At 64.7% G+C, this 26342-nt stretch carries 23 protein-coding genes; 14 read left to right on the top strand and 9 right to left on the bottom strand.

The features are described from left to right. Positions 1-13 precede the first annotated feature (13 nt). The 10 genes from WJU18_RS12310 (at position 14) to WJU18_RS12265 (ending at position 10770) form a co-directional block, all read left to right on the top strand. The gene (locus WJU18_RS12310; protein ID WP_423460333.1) at positions 14-2350 is read left to right on the top strand and encodes an acyl-CoA dehydrogenase; all 2337 of its coding nucleotides are present in this window, start codon (positions 14-16) and stop codon (positions 2348-2350) included. 77 nt (positions 2351-2427) lie between these two features. Beyond that, on the top strand, positions 2428-3672 hold the full coding sequence (locus WJU18_RS12305; RefSeq protein ID WP_423460332.1) for an ABC transporter substrate-binding protein: 1245 nt from the start codon (positions 2428-2430) through the stop codon (positions 3670-3672). Between the two features lie 27 nt (positions 3673-3699). Next, on the top strand, positions 3700-4881 hold the full coding sequence (locus WJU18_RS12300; protein WP_423460331.1) for an NADH:flavin oxidoreductase/NADH oxidase: 1182 nt from the start codon (positions 3700-3702) through the stop codon (positions 4879-4881). Continuing rightward, positions 4878-5759: an SMP-30/gluconolactonase/LRE family protein gene (locus WJU18_RS12295; protein WP_423460330.1), complete on the top strand. Its 882-nt coding sequence runs from the start codon at positions 4878-4880 to the stop codon at positions 5757-5759. Before WJU18_RS12300 ends, WJU18_RS12295 begins: the two co-directional genes overlap by 4 nt. Next, positions 5756-6520 carry an ABC transporter ATP-binding protein gene (locus tag WJU18_RS12290; protein ID WP_423460329.1) on the top strand — a complete coding sequence of 255 codons (765 nt, stop codon included), beginning with the start codon at positions 5756-5758 and terminating at the stop codon, positions 6518-6520. Before WJU18_RS12295 ends, WJU18_RS12290 begins: the two co-directional genes overlap by 4 nt. Further along, positions 6513-7232, top strand: coding sequence for an ABC transporter ATP-binding protein (locus WJU18_RS12285; RefSeq protein WP_423460328.1), 720 nt, complete (start codon positions 6513-6515; stop codon positions 7230-7232). The genes WJU18_RS12290 and WJU18_RS12285 overlap by 8 nt, the downstream gene beginning before the upstream one ends. Positions 7233-7287: 55 nt before the next feature. Continuing rightward, positions 7288-8172: a branched-chain amino acid ABC transporter permease gene (locus WJU18_RS12280; RefSeq protein ID WP_423460327.1), complete on the top strand. Its 885-nt coding sequence runs from the start codon at positions 7288-7290 to the stop codon at positions 8170-8172. Positions 8173-8193: 21 nt separating this feature from the next. Further along, positions 8194-9153 carry a branched-chain amino acid ABC transporter permease gene (locus WJU18_RS12275; RefSeq protein ID WP_423460326.1) on the top strand — a complete coding sequence of 320 codons (960 nt, stop codon included), beginning with the start codon at positions 8194-8196 and terminating at the stop codon, positions 9151-9153. A 16-nt stretch (positions 9154-9169) separates the two neighbouring features. Then, positions 9170-9943, top strand: coding sequence for an SDR family NAD(P)-dependent oxidoreductase (locus WJU18_RS12270; protein ID WP_423460325.1), 774 nt, complete (start codon positions 9170-9172; stop codon positions 9941-9943). A 23-nt stretch (positions 9944-9966) separates the two neighbouring features. Next, on the top strand, positions 9967-10770 hold the full coding sequence (locus tag WJU18_RS12265) for an SDR family NAD(P)-dependent oxidoreductase (RefSeq protein WP_423460324.1): 804 nt from the start codon (positions 9967-9969) through the stop codon (positions 10768-10770). 102 nt (positions 10771-10872) lie between these two features. Here the strand turns inward: WJU18_RS12265 and WJU18_RS12260 are convergent, their stop codons facing one another. From WJU18_RS12260 to WJU18_RS12225, 8 genes are all read right to left on the bottom strand, one after another. Then, positions 10873-11640 carry an enoyl-CoA hydratase/isomerase family protein gene (locus WJU18_RS12260; RefSeq protein WP_423460323.1) on the bottom strand — a complete coding sequence of 256 codons (768 nt, stop codon included), beginning with the start codon at positions 11638-11640 and terminating at the stop codon, positions 10873-10875. A gap of 32 nt (positions 11641-11672) precedes the next feature. Continuing rightward, a complete protein-coding gene (locus WJU18_RS12255; RefSeq protein WP_423460322.1) occupies positions 11673-12320 on the bottom strand; it encodes an SDR family NAD(P)-dependent oxidoreductase in 648 nt (215 codons plus the stop codon). Then, positions 12317-13072 (bottom strand): SDR family NAD(P)-dependent oxidoreductase, encoded by a 756-nt coding sequence (locus WJU18_RS12250; protein WP_423460321.1) that lies wholly within the window; start codon positions 13070-13072, stop codon positions 12317-12319. Before WJU18_RS12250 ends, WJU18_RS12255 begins: the two co-directional genes overlap by 4 nt. 2 nt (positions 13073-13074) lie before the next feature. After that, positions 13075-14079, bottom strand: a complete 1005-nt coding sequence (locus tag WJU18_RS12245) for a Bug family tripartite tricarboxylate transporter substrate binding protein (protein WP_423460320.1) — start codon at positions 14077-14079, stop codon at positions 13075-13077. A gap of 17 nt (positions 14080-14096) precedes the next feature. Further along, on the bottom strand, positions 14097-15083 hold the full coding sequence (locus WJU18_RS12240; RefSeq protein WP_423460319.1) for a Bug family tripartite tricarboxylate transporter substrate binding protein: 987 nt from the start codon (positions 15081-15083) through the stop codon (positions 14097-14099). A 264-nt stretch (positions 15084-15347) separates the two neighbouring features. Next, the gene (locus WJU18_RS12235) at positions 15348-17018 is read right to left on the bottom strand and encodes an AMP-binding protein (protein WP_423460318.1); all 1671 of its coding nucleotides are present in this window, start codon (positions 17016-17018) and stop codon (positions 15348-15350) included. Next, positions 17015-18175 carry an acyl-CoA dehydrogenase family protein gene (locus WJU18_RS12230; RefSeq protein WP_423460317.1) on the bottom strand — a complete coding sequence of 387 codons (1161 nt, stop codon included), beginning with the start codon at positions 18173-18175 and terminating at the stop codon, positions 17015-17017. Before WJU18_RS12230 ends, WJU18_RS12235 begins: the two co-directional genes overlap by 4 nt. 9 nt (positions 18176-18184) lie before the next feature. Further along, positions 18185-19369 (bottom strand): acyl-CoA dehydrogenase family protein, encoded by a 1185-nt coding sequence (locus WJU18_RS12225; RefSeq protein WP_423460316.1) that lies wholly within the window; start codon positions 19367-19369, stop codon positions 18185-18187. Between the two features lie 148 nt (positions 19370-19517). Here WJU18_RS12225 and WJU18_RS12220 point away from each other — a divergent pair, with 148 nt between their 5' ends. From WJU18_RS12220 to WJU18_RS12210, 3 genes are read left to right on the top strand one after another with little or no spacing between them, the layout of a single operon-like run. Continuing rightward, positions 19518-21629 (top strand): acetate--CoA ligase family protein, encoded by a 2112-nt coding sequence (locus WJU18_RS12220; RefSeq protein ID WP_423460315.1) that lies wholly within the window; start codon positions 19518-19520, stop codon positions 21627-21629. Positions 21630-21665: 36 nt separating this feature from the next. Beyond that, positions 21666-22412: a TetR/AcrR family transcriptional regulator gene (locus WJU18_RS12215; RefSeq protein ID WP_423460314.1), complete on the top strand. Its 747-nt coding sequence runs from the start codon at positions 21666-21668 to the stop codon at positions 22410-22412. Further along, positions 22409-23464, top strand: a complete 1056-nt coding sequence (locus WJU18_RS12210) for an amidohydrolase family protein (protein ID WP_423460313.1) — start codon at positions 22409-22411, stop codon at positions 23462-23464. The genes WJU18_RS12215 and WJU18_RS12210 overlap by 4 nt, the downstream gene beginning before the upstream one ends. Before the next feature lie 21 nt (positions 23465-23485). Here WJU18_RS12210 and WJU18_RS12205 read toward each other — a convergent pair whose 3' ends face one another. Next, on the bottom strand, positions 23486-24625 hold the full coding sequence (locus WJU18_RS12205; protein WP_423460312.1) for a zinc-binding dehydrogenase: 1140 nt from the start codon (positions 24623-24625) through the stop codon (positions 23486-23488). Positions 24626-25165: 540 nt separating this feature from the next. Between WJU18_RS12205 and WJU18_RS12200 the strand changes: the two genes are divergently transcribed. Beyond that, positions 25166-26341 (top strand): hypothetical protein, encoded by a 1176-nt coding sequence (locus WJU18_RS12200; protein ID WP_423460311.1) that lies wholly within the window; start codon positions 25166-25168, stop codon positions 26339-26341. Position 26342: the final 1 nt, after the last annotated feature.

The following is a 26342-nucleotide window of genomic DNA, read 5'->3' as shown; positions in this document are numbered from 1 at the left end:
GACTCACGACCTCATGACGACCCTCGACGAAACTCAGACCATGCTGCGCGATAGCGTGCAGGCATTTCACGAACGGCACCCTGCCCCGGCCCGCGTACGCCGTGTGCGCGATACCCCTGTCCCCTTCGATCGCGCGATCTGGCGCGAGATGGCTGAAGCCGGCTGGCACGGGGTGCTGGTGCCCGAAGATCTCGGCGGCCATGGCCTGGGCGTGGCGGAAACCGCCTTGATCGCCAGCGAGTTGGGCCGAGGCCTGGCGCCCGAGCCTTTCGTGGCGAGCGGCGTACTGGTGGTACAGGCCCTGGTTCCCCTGGCAACGGAATCAACCGCTGTACGGCAACTGCTCGAAAACGTGGTGAGCGGCGAGACCGTAGCGGCCGTGGCCTGGCAAGAGGAGGCCGGCGCGCTGGATCTGGAAAATATCAAGCTACAAGCCAGCAAGCAGGGCGAAGGCTGGAAGCTGCATGGTGCGGAAAAGCGCTTCATTCCCCTGGCCGCCGCGGCCGATGGTTTTCTGGCCTATGCGCAGGACTCGGGCACGCCGGCCCTGTTCTGGGTGAAGGCTGGCCTGCCTGGGCTGTCCGTGCGGAACAACCGCACGGTGGACGGATTGAATTTCGGTGATGTGGCCTTTGATGGCGTTACCTTGCCGGCCGATGCGCTGCTGGCCCGAGGCCCCAAGGTGCGCGAAGCCGTCGCGCAAGCCATTGAACTCGCCCGCCTGATTTCGGCGTTTGAACTCGCGGGAGTTGCCGAGGGAGCGCTGGCAGCCACCGTGGCGTACACCTCACAGCGCGTGCAGTTCGGCAAACCGATCGCCTCCTTTCAGGTATTGCAGCACCGCATGGTCGACATGTGGATGCATTGCCAGTTGGCTCGCGCCTCTGCCGAGAACGCGCTGCTGGATTGGACTCGCCCGGCTGATGAGACCACGCGCATCCAATCGCTTCGCGCCGCGCGCGCTCGGGCGGGTGCCTCTGCGCAATTCGTGGGAAAGTCCGCCATCCACCTGCATGGCGGCATGGGCATCGCCGACGAAACCGATATTGGCCTGTTCCTCAAACGCGGCCTGGCGCTTTCCGCCTGGCTGGGCAACCCCTTGTGGCAGCGCGGCCAGTTCCTGCAGGAACTGCTGAAGACCGGGCGCGTGCGCCAGGGCGATGCAGCGCCCCTGGTGGTGGCAGACGACGTGGACGTGGCCGAGTTGCCCGACGAGGAATTCCGCCGTGTGCTCGCCACCTGGATCGCGGCGAACTACCCGGCCGAGAAGCGTTTCATGAAGAAGCGCGCCTACTACGCCGATATCTCCGACTGGTATCAGGCCCTGTCCAAAAAAGGCTGGCTGGCGCCCTCATGGCCCAAAGAGGCTGGCGGCATGGGCCTGTCGGCCACCAAACAGGTGATCTACGCCGAGGAAATCGCGCGCTACGGCTGCGCGCGCATTCCTGACCACGGGCTGGCCATCGGCAAGCTGCTGCTCATGCATGGCACGCCGGAACAGATCGGCTACCACCTGCCCCGCGTGCTGAGCGGCGAGATCATGTGGTGCCAGGGCTACTCGGAGCCGAACGCGGGTTCCGACCTGGCCAGCCTGCGCACGCGCGCCGACCGGGACGGTGACGACCTGATCGTCAACGGCCAGAAAATCTGGACCACGCTCGGCCCGGGCGCCGACTGGATGTTCGCCCTGGTGCGTACCAGCAAGGTAGAAGGCGCCAAGCAGCGCGGCATCACCTTCCTGCTGATCGATCTCAAGACCGCCGGGGTGAAAGTGCGCCCCATCGTCAACCTCAAGGGCGAAGGCGAGTTCAGCGAGGTGTTCTTCGACAACGTGCGTGTGCCTGTTTCCAACGTGGTCGGCCGGATCGATGACGGCTGGAACGTCGCCAACTCCTTCCTGCGCGAGGAACGCATTTTCTTCGGCACGCCGCGCCAGTGCGAATACGCGCTGTCCCAGCTCGACCGCCTGGCGGAAGCCACGCGCGCGCTGGACCATGCGGATGCCCGCGACCGCTACGCCCAGCTCCTGCTGGATGTGCGCGATCTCAAATCGGCGTTCGAGTTGTTCATGGGCCGCCTGCGCGGCGGCGAGGAACTGGGCCCCGAGGTCTCCTACCTGAAGGTGTGGGGTACCGAGACCTACCAGCGCATCACCGATGAGCTGGTGCAGCTCGCCGGTGATCACGGCGGCCAGATGGATGACGTGGTCGTCAACGGCATCGCGTCCGATGTGATGAACCAGTACCTGGATTCCCGCATGCCCGCCATCTTCGGCGGCTCCAACGAAATCCAGCGAAACATCCTGGCCAAACAGATCCTCGCGCTGCCCTCGGGTAATCCCCGGAGCTGATTCCGCCAATTTCCAGTTTCCCCCTGCTTTTCCCCGTGTTCCCTTCCCTCAAACCTTCAATGATCCAGGAGACAGACATGACGATCAAGGCAAACTCTTCTTTCGGCTTGCGGGCCACGTTCACGGCTGTGGCCGCGGCATCCATGCTCACGCTCGCCGCGGGCCAGGCACACGCGCAGATCTCCGATGACGCGGTTCGCATCGGCGTCATGGCCGATATCAGCGGCCCCTACTCCGGCAACGGGGGCCCTGGCTCCGTATTGGCCGCGCGCATGGCTGTCGAGGATTTCGGCAACACCGTGGCGGGCAAGAAGATCGAGATCCTGTCGGTGGACGATCAGAACAAACCCGACGTGGGCCTGAACGCCGCCCGCAAGTGGCTGGACACGGACAAGGTCGACACCATCGTGGGCGGCTCCGCTTCTTCGATCGCGTTCGGCGTGCAAACGCTGATGAAGGAAAGGCAGAAACCTTACCTGATCGCCGGCACCGTGTCGGCCGACCTCACGGGCAAGGCCTGCTCGCCCATGGGCATCCAGTTCCTGGTGGATACCTACTCGCTGCCCAAGGCTGGTGTGCAGTTGCTGATCAACAAGGGCATCAAGGACTTCTTCTTCATCACCGTGGACTATGCCTTCGGCACCGCGCTGGAGACTGAAGCCACGCGCTTCGTGAAGGCGGCTGGCGGCAAAGTGGTGGGCTCGGTCCGCCACCCTCTGGGCGCGACGGACTATTCTTCCTATCTGCTGCAAGCCCAAGCCAGCGGCGCCAAGGCCATCGTGATCCTGAACGCCGGCCTGGACCTGTCGAACTCGCTCAAGCAGGCCGCCGAGTTCCGCATCTCGCGCGGCGGCCAGGCCATCAGCGTCTTCGGCATGACCATCAACAGCGTCACCGCCATGGGCCTGGATACGGCGGCTGGCCTGCATATCACCGTGCCCTTCTATTGGGATCAGGACGAGGCCACGCGCGCCTGGAGCAAGCGCTTCATGGAACGTAACAATGGTGTGGTGCCCACCTACATCCAGGCAGGCGTCTACAGCGCCGTCACCCATTACCTGAAGGCGGTGAAGGCTACCAATACCGACGCCGGCCCCGCTGTGATGGCCAAGATGAAGGCCACGCCCGTCAATGACTTCATGACCAAAAACGCGCCAATCCGCGAAGACGGCCAGGTCATGCGCGCGGTCTACCCCGTGCAGGTGAAAACCGCCGCGGAGTCCAAGTACAAGTACGACTACTACAAGGTCGGCGCGGCCATTCCCGCCGAGCAGATCTTCCGTCCGCTCTCCGAAGGCGGCTGCGACTTCATCAAGAAGTAAAGCAAAGCGCACGCGGAAGGTTTGTCCATGGCACTGCTTTTCACGCCGTATCAACTGCGTGGCATGCGCGCGCGCAATCGCGTGGTCATACCGCCCATGCAACAGTCCACCGGCGTGGACGGCATGGCCACGGATTGGCACCTGGCCCATCTCGCGCGTTTCGCGATGGGAGGGGCCGGCATCGTCTTCGTTGAATCCACGGCAGTGGAAGAGCGCGGACGCAACACCCACGGCGACGTGGGCCTGTGGAAAGACGAGCAGATCGCGCCCTTGGCGCGCATCGCGGAGGCGATTCGGCGCGACGGCGCCGTGGCCGCCATTCAATTGGGGCACACCGGCCGCAAGGCAGCCCTGCAGAAATGGTGGAACGGCCACGGTCCGTTGACGGAGGCCGATGCCGCACGCGGAGAGCCCGCCTGGCCCGTGGCAGGCCCCAGCCCGCTGCCAGTGGGGCCAGGCTGGCCGACACCTCAAGTACTGGAAACAGCCGATGTCGAGCAACTGATCCAGCGCTGGAGAGAAGCTGCCCGCCGGGCGCGTGAGGCCGGTTTCGAGGCGCTGGAAGTCCATGGCGCCCACGGCTACCTGATCCATCAATTCCTCTCCCCCGTCGCCAACCAGCGCACGGACCGGTATGGCCAACACCGCTGGCGCTTTGCGCTGGATGTCGCCGAGGCCGTCCGCAAGGAATGGCCGGACGACAAACCGCTGTTCTGGCGCGTATCGCTGGCCGATGTGGCCGATGGCGGCCTGGAATTCGACGAAATGGCCGGCCTGCTGCGCGCCCTCAAGGACCGCGGCGTGGACGTCGTCGATTGCTCCTCTGGCGGTGGCATCTCCAGTTATCCGACGCAGGGCAAATCAGTCTCCAACAGCCTGCTGTTCCGCGCCGAGCTGGCCGCCCGGTTGCGCGAGGCCTCGGGCCTTCAGGTCATGGGTGTAGGCCTGGTGGTGGAACCACAGACTGCTGAGGACTACATCCAGGCCGGGCAAGCCGACCTCGTGGCCGTGGGCCGCGAAGCCCTCTACAACCCCAACTGGCCCGTGCATGCCGAAGTGGCGCTGGGCGCCAACGACAACTACGGCACCTGGCCGCTGCAATACCGCATGTACCTGATCCGCCGCGCCGCCGCCGCCGATGCGCTGCGCAAGGCTGATTCAACCAAGAGCACGCGCCCCGCCGCGCCATACACGGAGGCTTCTTCATGAGCATCAGAACCGAGATCATTGGCACTACCCGCGATCGTCTGGGTGAATGCCCATTGTGGGACACACGCGATCAATCCCTGTACTGGATTGACTCCAAGGCCCGCCTGGTCCGCCGCCTTCGCGACGGTGAATACCGCGAATGGGCCACGCCCAGCGATGTAGGCTCCATTGCGCTGACGCAGCGCGGCCGGCTGGTGCTGTCCGTGGAAGACGGCTTCCACTTGCTTGATCTTGATTCGGGCGCCACGCGCCGGCTGGCCGAGATCCGGCACAAAGGCCCCTCGATGCGCATGAACGACGGCCGCACCGACCGGCAAGGCCGCTTCGTGGCGGGCTCCATGGTGATGGGCCGCCACGACACGGATGGCGCCTACTACCGCCTGGACACCAATGGCAGCGCCACGCAACTCTTCGATGGCATCGCCCTGGCGAACGCCACTTGCTTCAGCCCCGACGGCCGTACGCTCTATCACGCCGACAGCTTCAGCGACACCATCAGCGCGGTGGACTACGACCCCGCCACCGGCGCAGCCGGCCCGCGCCGCGCGCTGTTCAACACCCGGCCCCACGGCTCCGCGCCCGACGGCACCACCGTGGATGCCGACGGCAACCTGTGGGTAGCGCTGGTACAGGCCTCCAAGATAGGTTGCTTCAAGCCAGACGGCACGCTGCTCCAGCTGCTGGATGTGCCGGCCCCCTTTCCTACCTGCCCCTGCTTTGGCGGCAAGAACCTCGATGTGCTCTACGTGACCAGCATCAGCAACAGCGGCAATCTGATGCGCAGCGAGCATCCCGATGCGGGCGCCATCTTCGCCTTCCATGGCCTGGGCGTGCGCGGCCTGCCCGAAGTGCTCTACGACGACAGGAACCTCGCATGAGCTCCGGCGACGACATCATTCTGCGCACCGAAGGCTTGTCCAAGCAGTTCCTGGGCTTCCACGCCGTGCGCAACGTGACGCTGAATATCCGGCGCCACAGCATCCACGCGCTGATCGGCCCCAACGGCGCCGGCAAGACCACCTGCTTCAACCTGCTCACCACCACGATTCCCTCCAGCGGGGGACGCATCTGGTACAACGGCCGGGACATTACAAAGAGCGATCCCGCGACCGTCGCCACCAGCGGCATGGTGCGCTCGTTCCAGATCTCGGCCGTGTTCGGCCAGATGAGCGTGCTGGACAACGTGCGCGTGGCCCTGCAGCGCCATACCGGCGGCACCTTTGCCTTCTGGCGCAGCAACAAGGTGCTCGACCGTCACAACACCCGCGCCCGTGAGCTTCTGGCGGCGGTGAACCTGGAGCGCTACGAAAAGACCATGGCGGCCGACCTCTCCTACGGACGGAAACGCGCCCTGGAGCTGGCCACCACGCTGGCTCTTGAGCCCGAACTGATTCTGCTGGACGAGCCCATGGCGGGCCTGGGCCACGAAGACATCGGCCCGGTCACGCGCCTGATCGGAGAAGTGGCCAAGCAGCGCACCGTGCTGATGGTGGAACACAACATGAAGGTCGTGGCCGAGTTGTGCGACCGCATCACCGTGCTGCAGTCAGGCGAAGTGCTGGCCGAAGGCAGCTATGAACAAGTGTCCAACGATCCCCGGGTGCGTGAAGCCTACGTGGGAGGAGGTGCGCATGCCTGAGAAAGACCAGAACACCCTCGCGCTGGACGTGCGCAATCTCACGGGCCACTACGGCGAAACGCAGGCGTTGCACGGTATCGACTTCATGGTCCGTCCCGGCGAGGTCGTCTGCCTGCTGGGCCGCAACGGCGCCGGGAAAACGACCACGCTCCGCGCCGTGGTGGGGCTGCTCACCAAGCGCCAGGGCCAGATTTCGGTCTATGGCCGCAACACCCAGGGCATGGTGCCGGAAGATATCGCTCGCCTGGGCGTGGCCTATTGCCCGGAAGAACGCGGCATCTTCGCCAGCCTCGATGTGGAAGAAAACCTGCTGCTGCCCCCGGTGCTGATGCCCGGCGGCATGACGGTAGAGGAAATCTACACGCTGTTTCCCAACCTCAAGCTGCGCCGGAAGAGCCCGGGCACGCGTTTGTCGGGCGGTGAACAGCAGATGCTGGCCATCGGGCGCATCTTGCGCACCGGCGCCAAGCTGCTGCTGCTGGACGAATGCACTGAAGGCCTGGCACCCGTGATCATCGACAAGATCGGTGAGGCCATTCAGGCCCTGCGCCAGCGTGGCTTCACGATCCTCATGGTGGAGCAGAACTTCCGCTTCGCGTCCGGCGTGGGCGACCGCTTCTACGTGATCGAGGAAGGCCGCGTGGTCGAAACCTTTGACCAGGCCGCCATCAGCGCCGACCGCGCGCGCATCGAGACCCTGCTGGGCGTCTAGTACACAACCCCGCGCTCGTTCCGCGCTGAACCAAAAATCTCTGGAGACTTTTCCGATGCCGGATACCTTGTTCGGATTTCCCATGGCCGCGATCGTCGGCCAAGTGCTGGTGGGCTTGATCAACGGCTCCCTGTACGCGCTCATGAGCCTGGGCCTAGCCATCATCTTCGGCCTGCTGCGCGTGGTGAACTTCGCCCACGGCGCGCAGTACATGCTGGGCGCCTTCGTGGCCTGGGGCATGCTGGAATACCTGGGCCTCAGCTATTGGTGGGCGCTGCTGTTCGCCCCTCTGGTGGTGGGCCTCACCGGCCTGGTACTGGAGCGCACGCTGCTGCGCAAGCTCTACCACCTGGACCATGTCTATGCGCTGCTGCTGACTTTCGGCTTCGCGCTGATCATGGAAGGCAGCTTCCGCTACAAGTTCGGCGCCACGGGCCAGCCCTACCCCAACCCGATCTCGGGCGGGCTCGACACGGCCATGGCCTTTTTCCCCTGGTACCGCCTGTGGGTGATCGCCGCGTCGTTGGCCATGTGCCTCGCGACCTGGTTCGTGATCGAGCGCACCAAGCTCGGCTCCTACCTGCGCGCCGCCACCGAAAACCCGAACCTCGTGCGCACCTTCGGCGTGCGTGTGCCGCGCATGCTGATGCTCACCTACGGCCTGGGCGTGGCGCTGGCCGGCTTCAGCGGCGTGATGGCCGCGCCCATCTACCAGGTCAACCCGCTGATGGGATCACAGCTGATCATCGTGGTGTTCGCCGTGGTGGTGATTGGCGGCATGGGCTCCATCGTGGGCGCCATCGTGGCCGGCTTCACCTTGGGCGTCATCGAGGGCATCACCAAGGTGGTGTATCCGGATGGCGCGGGCATGGTGGTGTTCGTGCTGATGCTCATCACGCTGGCCGTACGGCCCAACGGGCTTTTCGGCAGCACGAAGTGAAGTGAACAAGGATAGAGCGACATGACCGACATCACCACTCGCCTGGCCCGCTATCAACGCCCCCTGTTGATCGTTGGCGCCATCGTATTGCTGGCCGCGCCCTTCATGGCGTACCCGATCTTCCTGATGAAGCTGATGTGCTTCGCGCTGCTTGCCGCCTCGCTCAACCTGATGATAGGGTATGTGGGCCTGCTGTCCTTCGGGCACGCAATGTTCTTCGGCTCGGCCGCCTATGCCACGGCGCATGCCGTGAAGGTCTGGGGTTTCGATCCCGCGCTGGGCGTGCTCTTTGGCGCTGCCGTGGCGGCTGCGATCGGAGCCGTCACGGGCCTGCTCGCCATCCGGCGCGCCGGTATCGCCTTCTCGATGATCACCCTGGCTTGCGCGCAACTGGTCTACTTCATCGCATTGCGCTCGCCCTTCACGGGCGGTGAAGATGGCATTCAGGACGTACCGCGCGGCCACCTGCTGGGCCTGCTCGACCTGAAAGACAACCTGACGCTGTACTACGTGATCATGGTCGTCGTAGTGGTGGCGTTCTGGCTGATCTGGCGCATCGTGAACTCACCTTTCGGCCAGGTGCTGACCGCGATCCGCGACAACGAGCCGCGCGCCATTTCACTGGGCTACCGCGTGAACCGCTACAAGCTTCTGGCCTTCACGCTGTCGGCCGCGCTCGCGGGCTTGGCCGGCGGCATGAAGAGCATCGTGTTTCAGATCGCGACCCTCACCGACGTTAGCTGGACCACGTCCGGCGAAGCGCTGCTGATGGGCATCGTGGGCGGCCTGCAGACCATGCTGGGCCCGGTGGTGGGCGCCTTCGTGGTCGTGACCATGGCCAACTCGCTCTCGAGTTTCGCCGAGGCCCTAATGATCGTACAGGGCGTGGTCTTCGTAGTGGTGGTCATGCTTTTCCGCCGCGGCATCGTGGGGGAAATCAACGCCTACCTTGCCCGCCGCGCCTCCCGCGAGACAAGCTGATACCGGAGACTTTCATATGACCCCAGACCTCCTCCCCTCCAAACTGCTCGAGGGCCGCCTGGCCCTGGTGACCGGCGCCGCCGCCGGCATCGGCCGGGCCATTGCGCTGCAATACGCCCGGGCCGGCGCACAGGTCATCCTGACTGATCTCAGGACCGAAGAATGCGCCGCCACCGTGAAGGAAATCACCTCTGCGGGCGGCAGGGCCTGGGCCTTCGCGCTCGACATCACCGACATCGGCGCGTGCGCCGCACTGGCCGAACGTGTGGGCCGCGAGATCGGCACGCTGGATACGCTGGTCAACAATGCGGGCATCCTGATCCGTGAAGGCATCGACACGCCCGAAGTGCATCGCAAGATCCGCAAGGTCTTCGATGTGAACGTCATGGGCGGCTTCAACGTGCTGCATGCCTTTCTGCCCGCGCTGCGCAAGACACACGGTTGCGTGATCAATATCGCCTCGGGCGCGGCCTTCATCGCGCAGGCTGGCTGCATCGGCTACTCCGGCTCCAAAGGCGCCGTGAAGATGCTCACGCAGACCATGGCCGTGGATCTGGCACCCGATGGCATTCGCGTCAATGCCATTGCCCCTGGCGTGATCGATACCCCCATGACCGAGGCCACGCGCGGCGATGCCAAGCGCCTGGAGGGTTTCCTCAAGCGTACCCCGCTGGGCCGCGTGGGCCAACCCGATGAAATCGCCGCGCCCGCCGTGTTCCTGGCCTCTTCCATGGCCAGCTACATCAATGGCGTGACCCTGCCCGTCGACGGCGGCGTGCTGGCCACCTGAAGTCCCTTGGCAAGGAACACTCCATGACCACACAAGGCATGCGCATCCTTCTGACCGGCGCCGCGCACGGCATCGGCCGCGCCATGGCCGTGCGCCTGGCACGCGACTCGATCCAACGCCACGGCGCGCCCGCCCGCATGGTGCTGGCCGATTTGCGCGGCGACGAACTTGAAACATTAGCGGCCGAGTTGCGCTCGGAAGGCGCCGAGGTCATCGCGCTGACGGCCGACATGGCCGATCCCGCCGCACCCGCGCGCCTGGTGGAGGCCGCGGCAGCCTTCGGCGGATTGGAGGCCGTGGTCAGCAATGCCGGTTTCGCCATACCCAGCCCGTTGCTCACTGCGCGCCTGGAAGACTGGGACACGGTATTCGCCGTACATGTGCGTGCCGCCTGGCTTTTGGGGCAGGCGGCCCATCCGCTGCTGAAAGCCGCGCGCGGCAGCATCGTGGTCACGACGTCCATCTCCGGCAGCAACGCCACGGCACCGTTGGCCGCTTATAGCCCCAGCAAGGCAGCCGCCTTGATGCTGGTACGCCAGATGGCCCTGGAATGGGGACCAGATGGTATCCGCGCCAATGCGCTCTCACCCGGCATCACTGAAACGCCGGGCACCGCGCCGGTCTATGCGGACCCTCAGTCGCGCGCCCAGCGCGAAGCCCGCGTGCCGCTACGGCGCATCGCGCAGCCGGAAGACATGGCCAATGCGCTGTCTTTCCTGGTGGGGCCGGATGCGGGGTATGTGAATGGCACCGATCTGATCGTGGATGGAGGGCTCTCCAATGGGCTGATGAGCAGCCTCAATATGGGTGGCTGGCAAGAACGCTGAAGGACTTTTCCCAGCAGCCGTTGGGGCATTTTTCCCCGTCATTCCCGGATGGCCGGCCCCCGCGCAGGCGGGAATGACGGGGAAGGAAGGTGCGCTACTACATCAGCGGCCCGTGAACACCGGCGGGCGCTTTTCAGCGAAGGCACGCATGGCTTCGCGTGAATCCTCGCTCTGCCCCAGCTCGGCCGTCATGTTCTGCTCGAACCGGTAGCCGTCGCGCAGCGTCATATTCTCGATCGTGGCAGCGGCGTGCTTGGCCGTGCGGCTGGCCACCGGGCTCTTGGCCGCGATGCGCGTGGCCATGGCCATCGCCGTGGTCATCAGCTCCTCCAGCGGGACACAGGCTTCCACGATCCCGCGGCGGTACAGCTCCGCCCCCGTGATGCGGTCGCCCGTGAGCATCATGCGGCGGGTCAGCGAGTGGCCACAGACACGCATGGCGTGGCGTCCGCCGCCCATCAGGCCCACGTCGATCTCGGGCAAGCCCAGCGACGCATTTTCAGAGCACATCAGAATGTCGCAAGACACCGCGATACCCAGGCCCGCGCCAAGGGCCGGCCCGTTGATGGCGGCAATCACGGGCTTCTTGCATTCGATGATCGAGTAGCTCAACTCGCGCGCCCGGCGGGAGTGCGTCCAGCGTTCGCCGGGCTCGAAAGTCTTGCCGGCCCGGCTCTTGATGTCGGCGCCCGCACAGAAGATCTTGCCCGCGCCGGTCAGCACGACCACGCGCACATCATCGCGGTCGCTCATCTGATCGAACGTCGCGATCAGCTCGTCCATCAGGCCCGCGGATACGGCGTTGACGGGCGGCGCATCCATGGTGACCACGGCTACGAAGTTTTCGACTTGTAATTTCACGTATTGCATGATTTCTCCGGTCATTGAAGGGGATAAAAATTTCAGGATGCTGAACTCGGGGCCAGGCGCGGCCGGCGCGATTCGTTCATGCGCAGCGAGGTCAGCCCGTCCACCACCACGCACTGGCCAGTGATGCCCGCTCCCGCCGCCGCGAAGCTGCTGACCGCATGGGCCACGGCCTGGCGGTTACGCGGTGTGTCCTGCCGCTCGTGCTCGAACTCTCCTCCGACGATGTTCACGCAGATGCCCTCCGGCTCCAGCTCCAGCGCCATGGAGCGCGTCATGGAAACCAGCCCCGCGGCCGCCGCCATGTGGTGCACACCGCCCCAAGCGCCCTGATGGCCGCGTGAGCTCACGTGCACGATGCGCGCCCCGGCACGCAACTGTGGCAGCACCGCCTGCGCGGTGCGCACCACGGCCAGCAGTTGCGACTCCAACGCCGCGCCAAAATCGTCGTCGGTAATGGCTTCAAACTCCTTGTGCGAGAGCGCGGTGGGGGTCACCGTCACCAGCACGTCGATATTGGGCAGCTTGCCCAGCACGGATTGCAACGCGGCATCGCTGCCGCCCTCGATGGCGTGCGCCTCATAACCGTCCTGCTTCAGGCGTTCCAGCACGTCGGCAGCCAGGGGATATTGCGCGCCCACCAGCAGCAGCGTGGGCAGGGGTGATGAATGAGAAGAGCTCATAGCGGCGGCATTCCTACACTCTTGCCGCCATCCACGAACAGCACCTGGCCGTTGCAGAAGGCAGCACGCGGCGATGCCAGAAAGGACACGGCATCGGCAATGGTCTGGGGATTGGCGGCGGCGCCAGCGGGTTCGCGCTTTTCCAGCGCACGGCGCATCTCCGGGGAGTAGCCCGACAGCATGCGGGTGTCGACCATGCCCGGCGCCACGGCGTTGACGGTGATGCCGCGCCAGCGCAGCTCGATGGCCATGGCCCGTACCATGCCCACCACGGCACCCTTGCTGGCCACGTAGTGAGAGGCGCCGGTACCGCCGAGATAGCCGCGCGAGGCGATCTGCACCACACGCCCGCCCTCGGGCATGCGGCGGACGGCCTCCTGGGCCACGATGAAACTGCCCAGCGTGTTCACGCCAATCATGGTGCGCAAACGCTCGGCATCCAGTTCGCGGAAAGGCAGCATGTCGGAGGCGATGCCCGCGTTGTTGACCACCACGTCAATGGTGGGCAGGGTCGCGAACAGCGCGGCCACAACGGCACGGTCCTGTACATCGAGCGTGGCGGCTCGCACTTGCAGGCCTTGCTCGCACAGGCGAGCGGCTTCGGCTTGCACCACGTCGCCGTCGCGGTCCGTGGCGAGCACGTGCAGACCATCGCGGGCCAGTTGGGTCGCAATCGCCAGGCCGATGCCGCGCGCCGCGCCGGTCACGACGGCATGCCGCACCGGAGTTGATGAGCTTGTGGAGGTGGTCATGGTCATTCGAGCACGATGTTGGCTTTCTTCAGGACTTCCGCCCACTTCACCCGCTCGGCGGTGACGCGGCGGCCCAGTTCCTCAGGGGTGCTGCCCACCGGCACCACGCCTACGGCGGCGATCTTGTCGTGTACAGCGGGCGTGGCAAGCGCTTCATTGATCAGCTTGCTCATGCGCTCCACGATAGGCTTGGGCGTGCCGGCGCGCGCGGCGATGTAGTTGATGGCCGTGACGTCATAGCCCGGCAACGTGGCGGAAATCGGCGGAATGTTCTCCGGAATGCCGGGCAGCCTGTCTGTGGAAGACATGCCAATGGCGCGCAGCTTGCCCGCCTTGACCTGCGGCAGCGCCACGGCACTGCTGATGAAGGCCGCGTGCACCTGCCCGCCCATCACACCGACCAGGGCCGGACTCTCACCACTGAAAGGCACCATGGTCAGGTCAGTACCTGCCGCGAGGTTGAAATACGCCCCCATCAGATGGCCCTGCCCGCCTGTTCCCGCCGTGGCGTAATTGATGGTACCGGGCTTGGCCTTCGCTGCCGCCACGAGGTCCGCCACGGTGTGGATTGGCAGCTTGGGGTCCACCAGCAGGATGTAGGTCGCCGCCACGGTAAGGCTCACGGGCGCGAGATCGTTCACAGGATCGTAGCGCACTGATTTGGGCGCCAGGTACTGCGCGGCAGGCGTGCACCAGATGAAGGTGTAGCCATCAGCGGGCTGCTGCAGCCCGTAGGCCACGCCCACCGTGCCCGTGCCGCCGGGCTTGTTGTCCACCACGATAGGCTGGCCCAGGCGCTCCGAAATGACCGTCGACAGGATACGGGCCACGGTGTCCGAACCGCCGCCAGGCGGGAACGGCACCACCAGCCGCAGCGGGCGGTTCGGCCAATGGCTCTCGGCCGCCAAGGAGGCTCGGGGCAAGATGGCGGCACCGGCCACGCCAGCGGCGGCCAGCAGCGCATCGCGGCGGCGCAGGCCACCGGTAAGAAGCAGGGATTTCGTCATGCTGTCTCCTGCTCCAGTCATTCAAGAACGATCTTCGCGCGCTGCATGACGTCGACCACCTTGGCCCGCTCCGCCGCCACGCGGCGCCCCAGTTCCTGGGGCGAACTGGAAACAGGCGAAACCCCCAGCGCCACGATACGCTCACGCACGCTGGGCATCGCCAGTACGGCCTGCACGGCCTGGCTCATCTTGTCGACGATGGGCTTTGGTGTGCCGGCACGCGCCGCCATGTAGTTGATCGCCACCATGTCGAAGCCCGGCACGGTTTGCGCGACCAGCGGAATCTCGGCAGGTACGCCCTCCATCCGCGCGGCCGACGAGACCCCCAGCGCGCGCACCTTACCTGCCTTGACATGCGGCAATGCACCCGCCCCGCTGATGAAGCCCATCTGCACTTCGCCCCCCATGATGGCCACCATGGCCGGACCTTCTCCGGTGAACGGGATCTGCACCAGATCAGTGTGGGTAGAAAGGCCAAAATAGGCGGCCATCAGATGGCCGAAGGTGCCTGTGCCCGCCGTGGCGTAGTTGAAGGAGCCGGGCTTGGCGCGCGCCGCCTGGATCAACTCCTGCACGTTGCGGTAGGGCAATTGCGGGTTGACGACCAGCATGTAGGAGGCCGCCACCAGCATGCTGACAGGCGCCAGATCCTTGGCGGGGTCGTACCGCAGGCTGCCCGGGGTGGTGATCTGTGCCGAAGGGGTGCACCAGATGAAGGTGTAGCCGTCAGCCGGTGCCTGCAGGCCGACCGTCACGCCCAGGGTACCGGCTGCACCGGCACGGTTGTCAACCACCACGGGCTGGCCGATGCGGTCGCTCAGCGCCTGCGCCACGATGCGGCCCACGGTGTCGGAGCCACCGCCCGGCGCAGCCGGCATGATCAGGCGCACAGGCTTGCTCGGCCAGTTGTCTTCGGCGCGCGCCACCGGGGCCGACAAGAGTCCACCACCCGCGACCGAGGTGTAAACCGCTGCGGGAATGGTTTTGAGGAATGTTCGTCTCACGTTGTCTCCGTTCAGAAGGGAAAAGGCAAAAAGAGGGCGCGCTTGGTCAGTGGTACGCGATATGAAATCCGGTCGAGCTGAGCTTGTCGAATCCTTGCGCGGTGCTTCGACAAGTTCTCAATGAACAGCTGCTTTTTCCTCCGTCATTCCCGCGCAGGCGGGAATCCAGTGACTGCGCATCATTGGAGGCTGTTCCTGGACTCCCGCCTGCGCGGGAATGACGAAGAAGGAGACGTGGACAAACCGTCATAACCTCTGCCCACACTAGGCCAACAGCTTTTCGGCCTGTGCGCGGGCGGCGCGGTAGTCGCCCTTGCCGCTGTCAGCGCGCGGTAGATGCTCCACGAGGAAAAAGTGCTTGGGAATCTTGTAGCCCGCCAGATAGGGCGCCAGGCCGGCACGCGCGGCCGCTTCGTCGAGAAAAATCCCTGGCTGCATGCGCACCAGCGCCGTGATGGCACTGCCCCAGCGCGCGTCGGGCACGCCCACCACCAGGGTATCGGCCACACCGGGCAGGCGCTTCAGGGCTTCCTCTACCTCCTCGACGTAGATCTTCTCGCCGCCGGAGTTGATGACCAGGCTGCCGCGGCCGACCAGTTGCATGGAGCCATCCGGGTATCGCCGGACCCAATCGCCCGGCACGGCGTAGCGCGCTCCTTCGATGATGCGAAACACCTCGGCGGTCTTCTTCGGATCTCCGAAATAGCCCTCGGGCAGGGGTTCGGCGCGCGCCAGCCAGCCCTCACCCGCCACGCCCGCCGGTACGATGCGGCCGTCTTCGCCCACCATCACGGTCTTGGGCCCGGGCTGGAACCGGCCCGTAGGCGTGCTGGATTCCGAGGTGGTGATCGCATAGCCCAGGCCAGAAGCCTCCGAAGCCCCATAGATATCAGCCAGCACCAGCCACGGCATGTGGCGCAGCAGACTCGCTTTGACTTCCTCGCTCCACATCAGCCCAGCGGAGCTGATGACTTTGAGCGCGGAGAGGTCGTAACGCCCGGGATCCGCATCCAGCGCTTCGAGCATGGGCCGTGCGAAGACATCGCCCACGATCAGAATGCGCGTGGCGCGTTCACGCGCGGCCAACGCCCACAACTCCCCGGCATCGAAACTACGCCCGTCCAGCAGCAACGCGGTACCGCCGTTCAGCAGCTCACCAAGTGTGCTGCTGATGCCGGCGCCATGCATCAGGGGGCAAGCCGGCAACACCCGGCCCGGCGCGGCGTTGGCCACCAGATCCAGATGTTCCTGGAGATTGGCGGGCCGCTGCCGCACCAGCGGAGACTCCAGTTGGCACTCGCGATAACGGTTGCCTGGCCAGATCACGCCCTTGGGCCGCCCGGTGGTGCCCCCCGTATAGAGCAGCAGCGGATCGCGCTCGGAGCGCTCGATGGCCAGCGGACTGCCATCGCCCTGGGCCGCCAGCGCCTGAAAAGCGGCGGTGGCTTCGCCCTGCCCCTCGCCATCCAGGCAGATGCGCGTGCGCAGCGCCGGAAAGCGTATGGCCAGCGCAGACACCAGACCGGCAAACTCCTCTTGGTACAGCACGGCGGTGACGCCAGCGTCCTCAAACACGCCAGCCACCTCATCCACCGTGTAGCGGTAGTTGATGTTCACGTGGATAAGGCGCGCTTTCAGGCAAGCGACAAAGCCCTCGATGTAGCCAGGATGATTGCGCGAGAGAAAAGCCACGCGTTCACCCGGCAGGTGCCCCGCCGCCAGCCAGGCGCGCGCCACGCGGTTGCTGCGCGCATCCAGCGCGCCCCAGGTGACCACCGTGCCGCCATGCACAATGGCGGGCCGCTCGGACGGCACACGTGCGGCCACGCCGTCGAAGATATCGGCCAGGTTCCAGCCGGGCACAGCGCTGTCGGGTGGTGTACCTTCGCCTACGGCTCCGGAGCGAGCGCCTTCGGGCGGCCGGGCGGCGCTCATGCGGCCACCTCCGCCTCTTCGATCACTGCATCAGACAACGCGATGAAACGGCCGCGGTGGAAGTCCGCATTGCCAAAAGACATATCGATCATGGCCAGACGCTTGAGATAGTGGCTCACGGCCAGCTCATCGCTGGTCCCCACGCCGCCATGCAATTGAACAGCCTGATGGCCCACGTAATAGCCGCACTGGCCAATGCGCGCCTTGGCGGCCGATACCGCGCGCTGGCGCTCGGCGGGTGCCGCGTCCATATGGGCCGCCACCAGTTGCAGCATGGAGCGCGCCTCCTCGCAGGCAATGGTCATGTCCACCATGCGATGCTGCAACGCCTGGAAGCTGCCGATGGTGGCGCCAAACTGTTTGCGAACCTTGAGGTAATCCAGCGTCATGGCGGCTACCGTCTCCATCGCGCCGCAAGCCTCGGCCAGGCGCGCCGCGATGGCATGGTCCACGCCGTACTCCAGCAGTTCCAAGCCGCCATGCAAAGAGCCGAGCAGCGCTGATTCCTGAAGCGCCACGCCCTCCAATTGCAACTGGCTGATGTGCTGATGATCCGGGCTGCGAAAATCAGTGCGTCGCAAACCAGGCGCGTCGGCCGCAACCAGAAACAGCGAGATGCCGTCCGAGGCGTTCGCCGTACCTCTTGTTCTGGCAGGCACGATGATCCATTGCGCGCTGTCGGCATCCGGCACCCAGGATTTGGCACCGGAGAGGCTAAAGCCCGTGCCCGTGTGCTCCGCGCGAGTCCGCACCTGGTTCAGCTGAAAACGTCCGCCCTCTTCGCCCAAGGCAGTCGCAATGCGCACGCGCCCTTCAGCGATGCCGGCCAGCAGCTCACGCTGGTCCGCATTGCCGCCGCGAGCCAGCATGCGCGCCGCCAGCACGCAGGTGCTCACATAAGGCTCGCGCAATAACCCGCGGCCCAAGCCCTCGGCCACGATCATGGTCTCGGCAGTCGTCGCGCCGAAGCCGCCATCTTCTTCAGGGATGGCCAGCGCAAGCCAACCCAAGTCCGCCATGCGGCGCCAGTTGCCCTCGTCGAAAGCCGCGCCCTCGGACGTCAGTTTGCGCCATTGATCGAAGCGGCCATGCTCCCGCACGAAGCGGTCCACGCCGTCGGCGAGCATCTGCTGCTCGGGGGTGTAGTGAGTGTGCATGCGGTATTCCTACAGTCCGAGTGCGCGGCGCGCGATGATGTTGCGCTGGATTTCGTTCGCGCCGCCGTAGATGCTGGTCACCCGGCTGTGCAGGTAAGCCGTCATCGGCCCTGATTGATCCTGGGCCACGGTACCTGGCGCATTGCCCGCGGGCTTGAAACGCATGGCGTCGTAACCTAGCGTCTCTACCCAAAGCTCGGTCGTGCGCTGGAGCAGCTCGGACCAGCGCAGCTTGATCATCGATCCGCGCGGCCCTGTATCTACCCCGGCGACGTTGTCAGCCAGCATGCGCAGGCCCATCTGATCGATGGCCTGCACTTCGATCTCCAACTGCGCCAGCTTGGCGCGAAACGCGGGGTTCCGGTAAAGCGCACGGTCGCCCTCGATCGTCTCGCGGGCCCGCTCACTAACGTACCCCAACTGCCGCGTCAAACGTACACCCAATGTGGCCGTGAGCGCGCGCTCGCGGTCCAGCAGCACCTTTCCATAGCTCCAGCCGCGGCCCTCCTCGCCCAGCAGATGACTCACCGGCACGCGCACGTTGTCGAGGAAAACCTCCGTCACATGGGCCTGCTCGTCCAAGGTCTGGAACGGACGCACCGTGATCCCGGGCGTGTTCATATCGATGAGCAGGAGCGAAATGCCGTCTTGCTTGCGCGTTTCATCGCTGGTGCGCACCAGGCAGAACATGCGGTTGGCCGCATACGCATAGCTGGTCCACAGTTTCTGCCCGTTAACGATGTAGTGATCGCCATCACGCACCGCGCGGGTCCGCAGCGAGGCAAGATCGGAACCCGCCTGTGGTTCGGAATACCCCTGGCACCACCAATCTTCGCCCGAGAGGATGCGCGGCAGGTACCGCGCTTTCTGCTCCGCCGTGCCGTAGGTAAAGATGATCGGGCCGATCAGCTCCAGCCCCTGGTGAAACTGCGGCGGCGCGTCGGCGGCAGCCGTCTCTTGCTCAAAGATATGGAACTGCACCGGCGACCACCCCGTGCCACCGTATTCGCGCGGCCAAGTGGGCGCTCCCCAGCCCTGCCTGTAAAGGATGTCCTGCCAGCGGCGGAATTCCTCCGGTGTGGGTCTCAGGCCCGCCCGCACCCGCTCACGCAAGGACTGGGGCACGTTCTGCGCGCAGAAGCGGCGCACTTCCAGCCGGAAGGCCAGATCTTCTTCACTGCTGTCGATGCTCATTTTTTGATTACCTGCCGATCGGCAAGCAAATGATGTTCATTCACAGGCTGTCTCTCCTGTCGGTGTTATATTTCGGCAAGAATTTTTACTTGCCGGTCGGTAAGTAATATAACCCATAATCCGAACAACCAACCACAAAAACATCCGTATGCGCGATCTCGCCACCCTCTTCACCCCGCGTTCCGTCGCCATCGTGGGCGCCTCGTCCGACCCCGAGCGCATTGGCGGACGCCCTCTGCGCTACATGGTGGACGCGGGCTTCAAGGGCGAGCTCTACCCCGTGAACGTGAGCGGCATCGCCGAAATCCAGGGGTACAAGGCGTACCGCAGCATCCTCGATGTGCCCGGCGAAGTGGATCAGGCCATCATCGTGGTCCCCGTGGGTGCGCTGGAAGCCAGCGTGCGCGACTGTCTAAGCAAGGGCGTGAAGAGCCTGCTGGTCTTCACCTCCGGCCTGGCCGAAGTAGACGCCGCGGGCGCCGCCTTGCAGGACAAGCTGGTGGCGATGTGCCATGAAGCCGGTGCCTGCATGCTGGGCCCCAACTCACTGGGCCTGTTCAACCCTTCCATTGGCCTCTATGCCACCTTCGGCACCGTGTTCTGGGGCATGCAGCCCAAGGCCGGCCCCATCGGTGTCGCGACACAGAGCGGCGCCTTCGGTGCCTGCGCCTATGGCATGGCCACACTGCGCGGCCTGGGTCTGAGCCGCGTAGTGGCCACAGGCAACGAGGCCGACATCGACGTGGCCGAATGCATCGCCTACATGGCCGGCGATCCGGACACCCGTGTCATCTGCGCCGGCATCGAGGGCTGCCGCGATGGCCAGGCCCTGCGCGAAGCTCTGCTGAAAGCCGCGCACGCGGGCAAGCCCGTGATCGTGATGAAGGTGGGCGCCACCGAATTGGGCGCCGCAGCCGCGGCCACGCATACGGGCTCGCTCGCTGGGAACGACGCCGCCTTCGACACCGTGTTTGCCGAATGCGGCGCCTACCGCGCCCGCACCATCGAAGAAATGCTGGATGTAGCCTATTTCTGCGCCGTGGCGGGCGGCTTGCCCGCCAGCGATGCCGCCGCCGTGATGACCACCTCCGGAGGTATTGGCGTGCTGATGGCCGACGAAGCCACGCATCTGGGCCTTCCGCTGCCACCGGTGTCTCCGCGCGCGGCCGCCAGCCTCAAGGCACTGTTGCCCTTCGCCACGCCCGCCAATCCTTTTGACTCTACCGCCCAGGTCACCGCGGTGCAAGATGGCATCACACGCGCCATGGAAGCGATGCTGGAGGATTCCAGCTACGGCACCATGTACGTCTACCTGTCGGCACTGGGCATGTCGCCCGAGCGCTTCGAACCCGTAGGCAAGGCACTGCGCGTGCTGCGGCAGCGCCATCCTGAGTGCTGCTTCGTGACGCTGATGCTGTCACAACCTGAGCTTGCGCGCGGCCTGGAGCGCGACGGCATTGTGGTGTTCGAAGACCCCAGCCGTGCCCTGCGCGCCCAAGCGGGGGCCGCCCGCATGGCCGAGCTGCGCCGCCAGTTGCACGAAGTGCCCCGCCTGAAGGCCCAAGGCAGCACCCCGCGCCTGGCCCCGGTGGCCGGAGAACACGAAGCCAAGGCCTTGCTGGCTTCCGCCGGCATTCCCGTGCCGCCCGAGCACCTGTGCACCACGCCTGAAGCAGCCGTTCAGGCAGCCGAAGCCGTGGGCTACCCCGTCGTGGCCAAGATCGCCTCGGCCGATATCGCGCACAAGACCGAGATTGGTGGCGTGCTGCTGGGCCTGCCCGACGCCGCCGCCGTGCGCGACGCCCACGCGCTGCTGCTGGCACGCGCGGCCGAGCATGTGTCGCGGGCCCGCATCGACGGCGTATTGATCGCGCCCATGGTGCGCGACGGCATAGAAACCATCATCGGCGTGCACAGCGACCCGGTTTTCGGCCCCATGATGATGTTCGGGTTAGGCGGCACGGCCGTGGAGCTGTTCAAGGACGTGGCCTTCGCCTCCGCGCCGCTGACGCCGGAACGCGCGGAGCGCATGGTGAAAGCCGTTCGCTCCAACGCGCTTCTTTCCGGCTGGCGCGGCTCACCGGCCGCAGACATGAACACACTGGTGCAAACCCTGTGCCGCGTATCAGAATTCGCCGTGGCGCATGCGGAGCAACTGCAGGGCATCGACATCAACCCCTTCGTCGTCCGTGCGCAAGGCGGCTGGTGCCTGGATGCCTTGATCACACTGCGTGAAGAGATCCCCCTGGAGGCGAGTTAACCTATGACGTTTACCGCTACCCTAGAAAACACCTCCATGGCACCCCGTGCACCCGCACCCCAACTGAACGCCGAACCGAACGCCGAACCGCACGCCGATCTGGCCGCCGCGCCAGGCAACCGCGAGGAACAGTTGCTGGACATCGCGCGGCATCTGTTCGCGAAACGAGGCTTTCGCGCCACTTCGCTGCGTGACATCGCAGAAGAAGCCAAGATCTCCAAGGCGGCGCTGTACTACCATTTTCCGAACAAAGATGAGCTGTATGAAAAGGTGGTGATCCAGTCGCTGGACGCACTGGTGCAAATGGTGAGCGCCGACGTGGCGCGCGCGAACACCCCCACCGAGCGCGTGCTGGCATTCATGCGTTCGTCGGCCAACTTCCTCGATCATCACCGTGAACATTGGCTGGCCGGCGCGCACGCCTTCCGCGAAGCAGGCCAGACCGAGCGCCGCGGCGTGGCCCTGCACCTGCGCGATACCTACGAGAAGCTGCTGCGCCGCTGCGTGAGCGAAGGCATTGCCAGCGGCGAGTTCCGCAGCGACATGGATCCCGCCATGGCCACGCGCTTCCTGCTCTCGGCACTCAACTACGTCACGCGCTGGCATTCGCCTGACGGCCGATTGAGCGTCAAGGATGTCATGGACCAGTTCGTCGACATGGCCCTCATGGGCATGAATACGCGCGCGCCGCAAAAGGCCCCCACCGCAGCGCGCCCCTCCGCGCGCACCCCTGCCCGCTCCCGCGCCAAATCCGCCGCTACCTCGCTGGCAAGCCGCAAATGAGCACCAAGCCGCCGCCACAGCCATCGCACCAAGGCATCGCGCTGCCCAATCTGGAATGGCTGGCAGGCCATACGGAAGATGCGCTACAGCCCGAGCTGCCGATCATCGACGCCCACCATCACCTGTGGGAACTGCCCGGCTCCACCTATCTGCGCGAGGAACTGATGGCGGACTTGGCCACGGGCCACCGCATCCAGGCCACGGTATATGTGGAATGCCACTCCCACTACGATGCCGAAGGCCGCCTGGCCCTGCGCCCCGTGGGCGAAACCCGCTTTGTCGCAGGGCAGTCCGCGGCCAGCGGCGGCGCCGATGGCACCACCCCCTCCAAGCTATGCGCCGGCATCGTCGGCTGGGCCGATCTGACGCTCGGAGACCAAGTGCAGGCCGTGCTGGAAGCGCATGTCGACGCAGGCCAAGGGCGCTTTCGCGGCATACGCGCACGGCCCACCTGGCACGGAGACCCCACGGTGCACCCCGCAGGCCAAGGGCAGGAAGGCGTGCTCCGCGATGCCAACGTTCAGCGCGCCATAGCCTGCGCCGGAAAACTGGGGTTGTCGTTGGACATCTGGGTCTATCACACGCAGTTGGAAGACGTGGAGCATCTGGCCGCGCGCTCCCCGCAAACCCTGCTGGTGCTAGACCATTGCGGCGGCCCGCTGGGCATAGGCCCTTTCGCCGAGCAGCGCCATGAAGTGTTCGACACCTGGCGGGCCCGCATCAAGGCGCTGGCCGCCTTCCCGAACGTCCGCCTCAAGCTCGGCGGGTTGACCATGCCGCGCATCGGTTTTGGCTTTGAACGAACCGAACGCCCCGCCAGCTCCGAAGTCCTGGCAAAGGCCTGGGCCCCATGGATCGAAACCTGCATCGAGGCTTTCGGCCCCGAGCGCTGCATGTTCGAAAGCAATTTCCCGGTGGACAAGGTGGGCTGCAACTATGCAGTCCTATGGAATGCCTTCAAGCGCATCACACAAGGAAGCAGCGCTGCCGATCAAGCAGCGCTGTTTCACGGGACAGCGGCAGAGGTCTACCGGCTTGAAGGCGTTGCCTGACCCCTGCTCTGCCCAGTCCTGTCACCTAGACGGATCGATCAACACCTTGGCGCCAGTATTGCGCTGGCCATAGAACGCAATGGCGTCGGCACTCAGCGCCTCGGCCAACGAGACCGTGCGCGCGTAGTGGCTGGCAAACGTGGTCTTCAGTTCAGCAGCCACACGCGCACGCAGCGCCTGCGCCGCAGGCTCTCCGATTTTCTGCAGGAACGGGAACAGCAGCCACCCTCCCACACCCCAGGCCATGCCGAAAGTGCGCTGAATCTCCAGGGGCCGGGTGTCCAGGCTTCCATATACGTAGACCTGCTTGTGCACGGCCGAGCCGTAGCGGCTGTACTCCTTCGCATTGCGGTTGATGGCGCTTTCCATGCACTGCAGGATCTGCCCGGCCAGCGTTCCGCCGCCGGTGGCATCGAACGCGATCGTGGCGCCCGTGGCGGCCAATGCGCCGGTCAGATCGCTCAAGAAACCGGGCGCACTGCTGTCGCAGACATACTGGGCGCCAAGCTCGCGCAGCAGCGTGGCTTGCTCAGGCTTGCGGACGATGTTGACCAAGCCGATGCCGTCTTTCTGGCAGATCCTGTTGAGCATCTGCCCCAGGTTGCTGGCGGCAGCCGTGTGCACCAGCGCCGTGTGGCCTTCCCGCTTCATGGTCTCGACCATCCCCAGGGAGGTCAGCGGGTTAACGAAGCACGATGCGCCTTCTGCCGCCGTGGTGCCCGCCGGCAGCGGCAGGCATTGCGCAGCAGGCATGACCCGGTACTGCGCATACATGGCCCCGCCGATCGCCGCCACCGTACGGCCCAGGAGCGCCTGAGCGGCCGGCGAAGAACCGGCGGCGACCACCAGGCCAGCGCCCTCATTACCCACAGGCATGCTCTCGCCGACACGCGCCACCAGGCTCGGCATCGCGCGTTCAGGGATTCGTGCCGTGACCAGTGGCCGGTCGGCGCTGCCACCCACCGTCACAGTAGACAGATCAGCCGGCCCGAGCAGCAGGCCGATGTCCGAGGGGTTGATTGGCGTGGCCTGCATCTGGATCAACACCTCGTCGGGCCCTGGAGCAGGGACGGGTGTCGGTTCCAGGCTGATCTGCAAGGTGCCGTCTGCTTGAACAAGCGAACGCAGTTGGAGTGCGGTGGCGGGGATCGGCTGATTCATGAATGTCTCTCGGAAAGTGAGCCGCGCGTACGGCGGCAAATCTTGCGGAAAGCACTCCAAACTGGTGAAGCGTTTCTGCCACTAACACCCCCTATTGTTCATCAAACGGCATTGATAGTGGATGGAAGCATCTTCAGTGAACTTGCGAGGTGTTTCAGTAGGACGGAGTGGCAGAGTCTTTAGTGGAAAAGCCCCCATTGCAAAGCAATAGCTCATTCGCCTCCGGCGGCGTCGCAGCGGTTGCGCCTATCAGCTTGCCAACACGGGGCCTTCTATCGGCCAAGAGTCGCCCTTCGCTGATGACTGCTTTGTGACCAACAGCCGAGCCTGAACATGCGATCAATGACTTCGAAGTCCTTTGCAATAGCTTCAGAGATGCCGTATTTGACCCATGTTCAAGCATCCCGCTACACGCAAGCACCTGTCAAACTAAACGCCTCGGGAGAGGGAGCGATCTCGCTTCATCGCAGCGGTTGCTGTAAGCTTGCGCGGAAACTGTTACATCCTGTGAACCAGACTCAGACAGCAGTTCATCAATACATGCAAAGCAACGTCACGAAAATCCTAATTCCGATTGGCTTAGCTAACTTTGAGCCAAGCCAGTGGAAGGACGCCCTCGAGGGAAGCGTCGAGCTGGAAGTTCCAGCGGACTATGAGCAACTTTCTTCATCGTCAGGCTCCGCTGGAGAGGTGTTCGCAATTCAGCGTCTGCTTAGCCTTGCCAGGAATAAGACACCAATCAAAGTTTGGTGGCCATCCAATCTGATTGAGCGCATGCCCACAGTGGCCTCGTTATATCCCTTATTGGCTGTTGTTGCCTGCTTGCACGGCGCAACTCACGAGTCCTTAGACATAGGCGCCGATGATGTTAACGATCTTCTAACCCGCGCTAGACGCCAAATTTTCACCTACAGGCTTCGCGGTGACTTCTTCACCGACAGCCAGATACTGCTGTGCGTCGATACCCGAGGTCACGGTCGACCACTGGATTTGTACGATCGATCAAGCAACGGGCTTAGGGGCCGCGAAGACATCGAGACTACGGTGTTGGGCGTCTTTTCTCCACTGCTGAATAGCGCCGAGGCGATGGGTCAGAAATTCGCGATGGCTGGCGCACTAGCAGTCATCGTCGCAGAGCTTTTCGAGAATACCCACCTCCATGGTCGACTGGATTTGACAAACACCCCCATAGGGCCCGACGCGATGCGCGGCCTCACATTCCAGCGCATTCACGTAACCTTGCCTGCACACCAAAAATCGGGGCGGTTCGTTGCAGCTCGCGAGGTGCCTGGCCTTGAGGTGTCGATCTTTGACTCAGGCTTGGGTTTTTACGCATCGTATACCCAGCAGGCGCTGGATTCCTCGACAGAGATCGACGAGGAATGGAAAGTTATGCACAAGTGCTTTTCTAGGCACTTTGATCCAGAGCAAGCTGACCATAGACAGCGCCAACGAGGCATGGGCTTGTACGAGGTTCTGCGAGCCCTTCAGGAGCTCAAGGGCAGCATCGAGGTCAGAACGGGGCGTCTTTTCGCCTATCGCAGTTTCTTCGAGGGCGAACTCCTGCCTCAGATGCGTCCGCCTTCGGGGCCGTGGGCTCGGATCAATCTCCCGAAGCCAGTCTTGCTGGATGTGCAAAATAGACTAACTCGAAGGCCCGCCGTTAATGACAGGGTGATCGGCGCAGCTGTTCGGATCGTGGTGCCGCTAGCTTGAT

The organism is Ottowia sp. VDI28, assembly GCF_049532675.1.
Classification (GTDB): Bacteria; Pseudomonadota; Gammaproteobacteria; order Burkholderiales; family Burkholderiaceae_C; genus Ottowia.
This window is presented reverse-complemented; position numbering and strand designations above follow the sequence as displayed.

Excerpts from the sequence above, each read along its gene's own strand:
- WJU18_RS12310 (WP_423460333.1), top strand. The coding sequence starts at position 14 with ATGACGACCCTCGACGAAACTCAGACCATGCTGCGCGATAGCGTGCAG.
- WJU18_RS12305 (WP_423460332.1), top strand. The coding sequence starts at position 2,428 with ATGACGATCAAGGCAAACTCTTCTTTCGGCTTGCGGGCCACGTTCACG.
- WJU18_RS12300 (WP_423460331.1), top strand. The coding sequence starts at position 3,700 with ATGGCACTGCTTTTCACGCCGTATCAACTGCGTGGCATGCGCGCGCGC.
- WJU18_RS12295 (WP_423460330.1), top strand. The coding sequence starts at position 4,878 with ATGAGCATCAGAACCGAGATCATTGGCACTACCCGCGATCGTCTGGGT.
- WJU18_RS12290 (WP_423460329.1), top strand. The coding sequence starts at position 5,756 with ATGAGCTCCGGCGACGACATCATTCTGCGCACCGAAGGCTTGTCCAAG.
- WJU18_RS12285 (WP_423460328.1), top strand. The coding sequence starts at position 6,513 with ATGCCTGAGAAAGACCAGAACACCCTCGCGCTGGACGTGCGCAATCTC.
- WJU18_RS12280 (WP_423460327.1), top strand. The coding sequence starts at position 7,288 with ATGCCGGATACCTTGTTCGGATTTCCCATGGCCGCGATCGTCGGCCAA.
- WJU18_RS12275 (WP_423460326.1), top strand. The coding sequence starts at position 8,194 with ATGACCGACATCACCACTCGCCTGGCCCGCTATCAACGCCCCCTGTTG.
- WJU18_RS12270 (WP_423460325.1), top strand. The coding sequence starts at position 9,170 with ATGACCCCAGACCTCCTCCCCTCCAAACTGCTCGAGGGCCGCCTGGCC.
- WJU18_RS12265 (WP_423460324.1), top strand. The coding sequence starts at position 9,967 with ATGACCACACAAGGCATGCGCATCCTTCTGACCGGCGCCGCGCACGGC.
- WJU18_RS12260 (WP_423460323.1), bottom strand. The coding sequence starts at position 11,640 with ATGCAATACGTGAAATTACAAGTCGAAAACTTCGTAGCCGTGGTCACC.
- WJU18_RS12255 (WP_423460322.1), bottom strand. The coding sequence starts at position 12,320 with ATGAGCTCTTCTCATTCATCACCCCTGCCCACGCTGCTGCTGGTGGGC.
- WJU18_RS12250 (WP_423460321.1), bottom strand. The coding sequence starts at position 13,072 with ATGACCACCTCCACAAGCTCATCAACTCCGGTGCGGCATGCCGTCGTG.
- WJU18_RS12245 (WP_423460320.1), bottom strand. The coding sequence starts at position 14,079 with ATGACGAAATCCCTGCTTCTTACCGGTGGCCTGCGCCGCCGCGATGCG.
- WJU18_RS12235 (WP_423460318.1), bottom strand. The coding sequence starts at position 17,018 with ATGAGCGCCGCCCGGCCGCCCGAAGGCGCTCGCTCCGGAGCCGTAGGC.
- WJU18_RS12230 (WP_423460317.1), bottom strand. The coding sequence starts at position 18,175 with ATGCACACTCACTACACCCCCGAGCAGCAGATGCTCGCCGACGGCGTG.
- WJU18_RS12225 (WP_423460316.1), bottom strand. The coding sequence starts at position 19,369 with ATGAGCATCGACAGCAGTGAAGAAGATCTGGCCTTCCGGCTGGAAGTG.
- WJU18_RS12220 (WP_423460315.1), top strand. The coding sequence starts at position 19,518 with ATGCGCGATCTCGCCACCCTCTTCACCCCGCGTTCCGTCGCCATCGTG.
- WJU18_RS12215 (WP_423460314.1), top strand. The coding sequence starts at position 21,666 with ATGGCACCCCGTGCACCCGCACCCCAACTGAACGCCGAACCGAACGCC.
- WJU18_RS12210 (WP_423460313.1), top strand. The coding sequence starts at position 22,409 with ATGAGCACCAAGCCGCCGCCACAGCCATCGCACCAAGGCATCGCGCTG.
- WJU18_RS12205 (WP_423460312.1), bottom strand. The coding sequence starts at position 24,625 with ATGAATCAGCCGATCCCCGCCACCGCACTCCAACTGCGTTCGCTTGTT.
- WJU18_RS12200 (WP_423460311.1), top strand. The coding sequence starts at position 25,166 with ATGCAAAGCAACGTCACGAAAATCCTAATTCCGATTGGCTTAGCTAAC.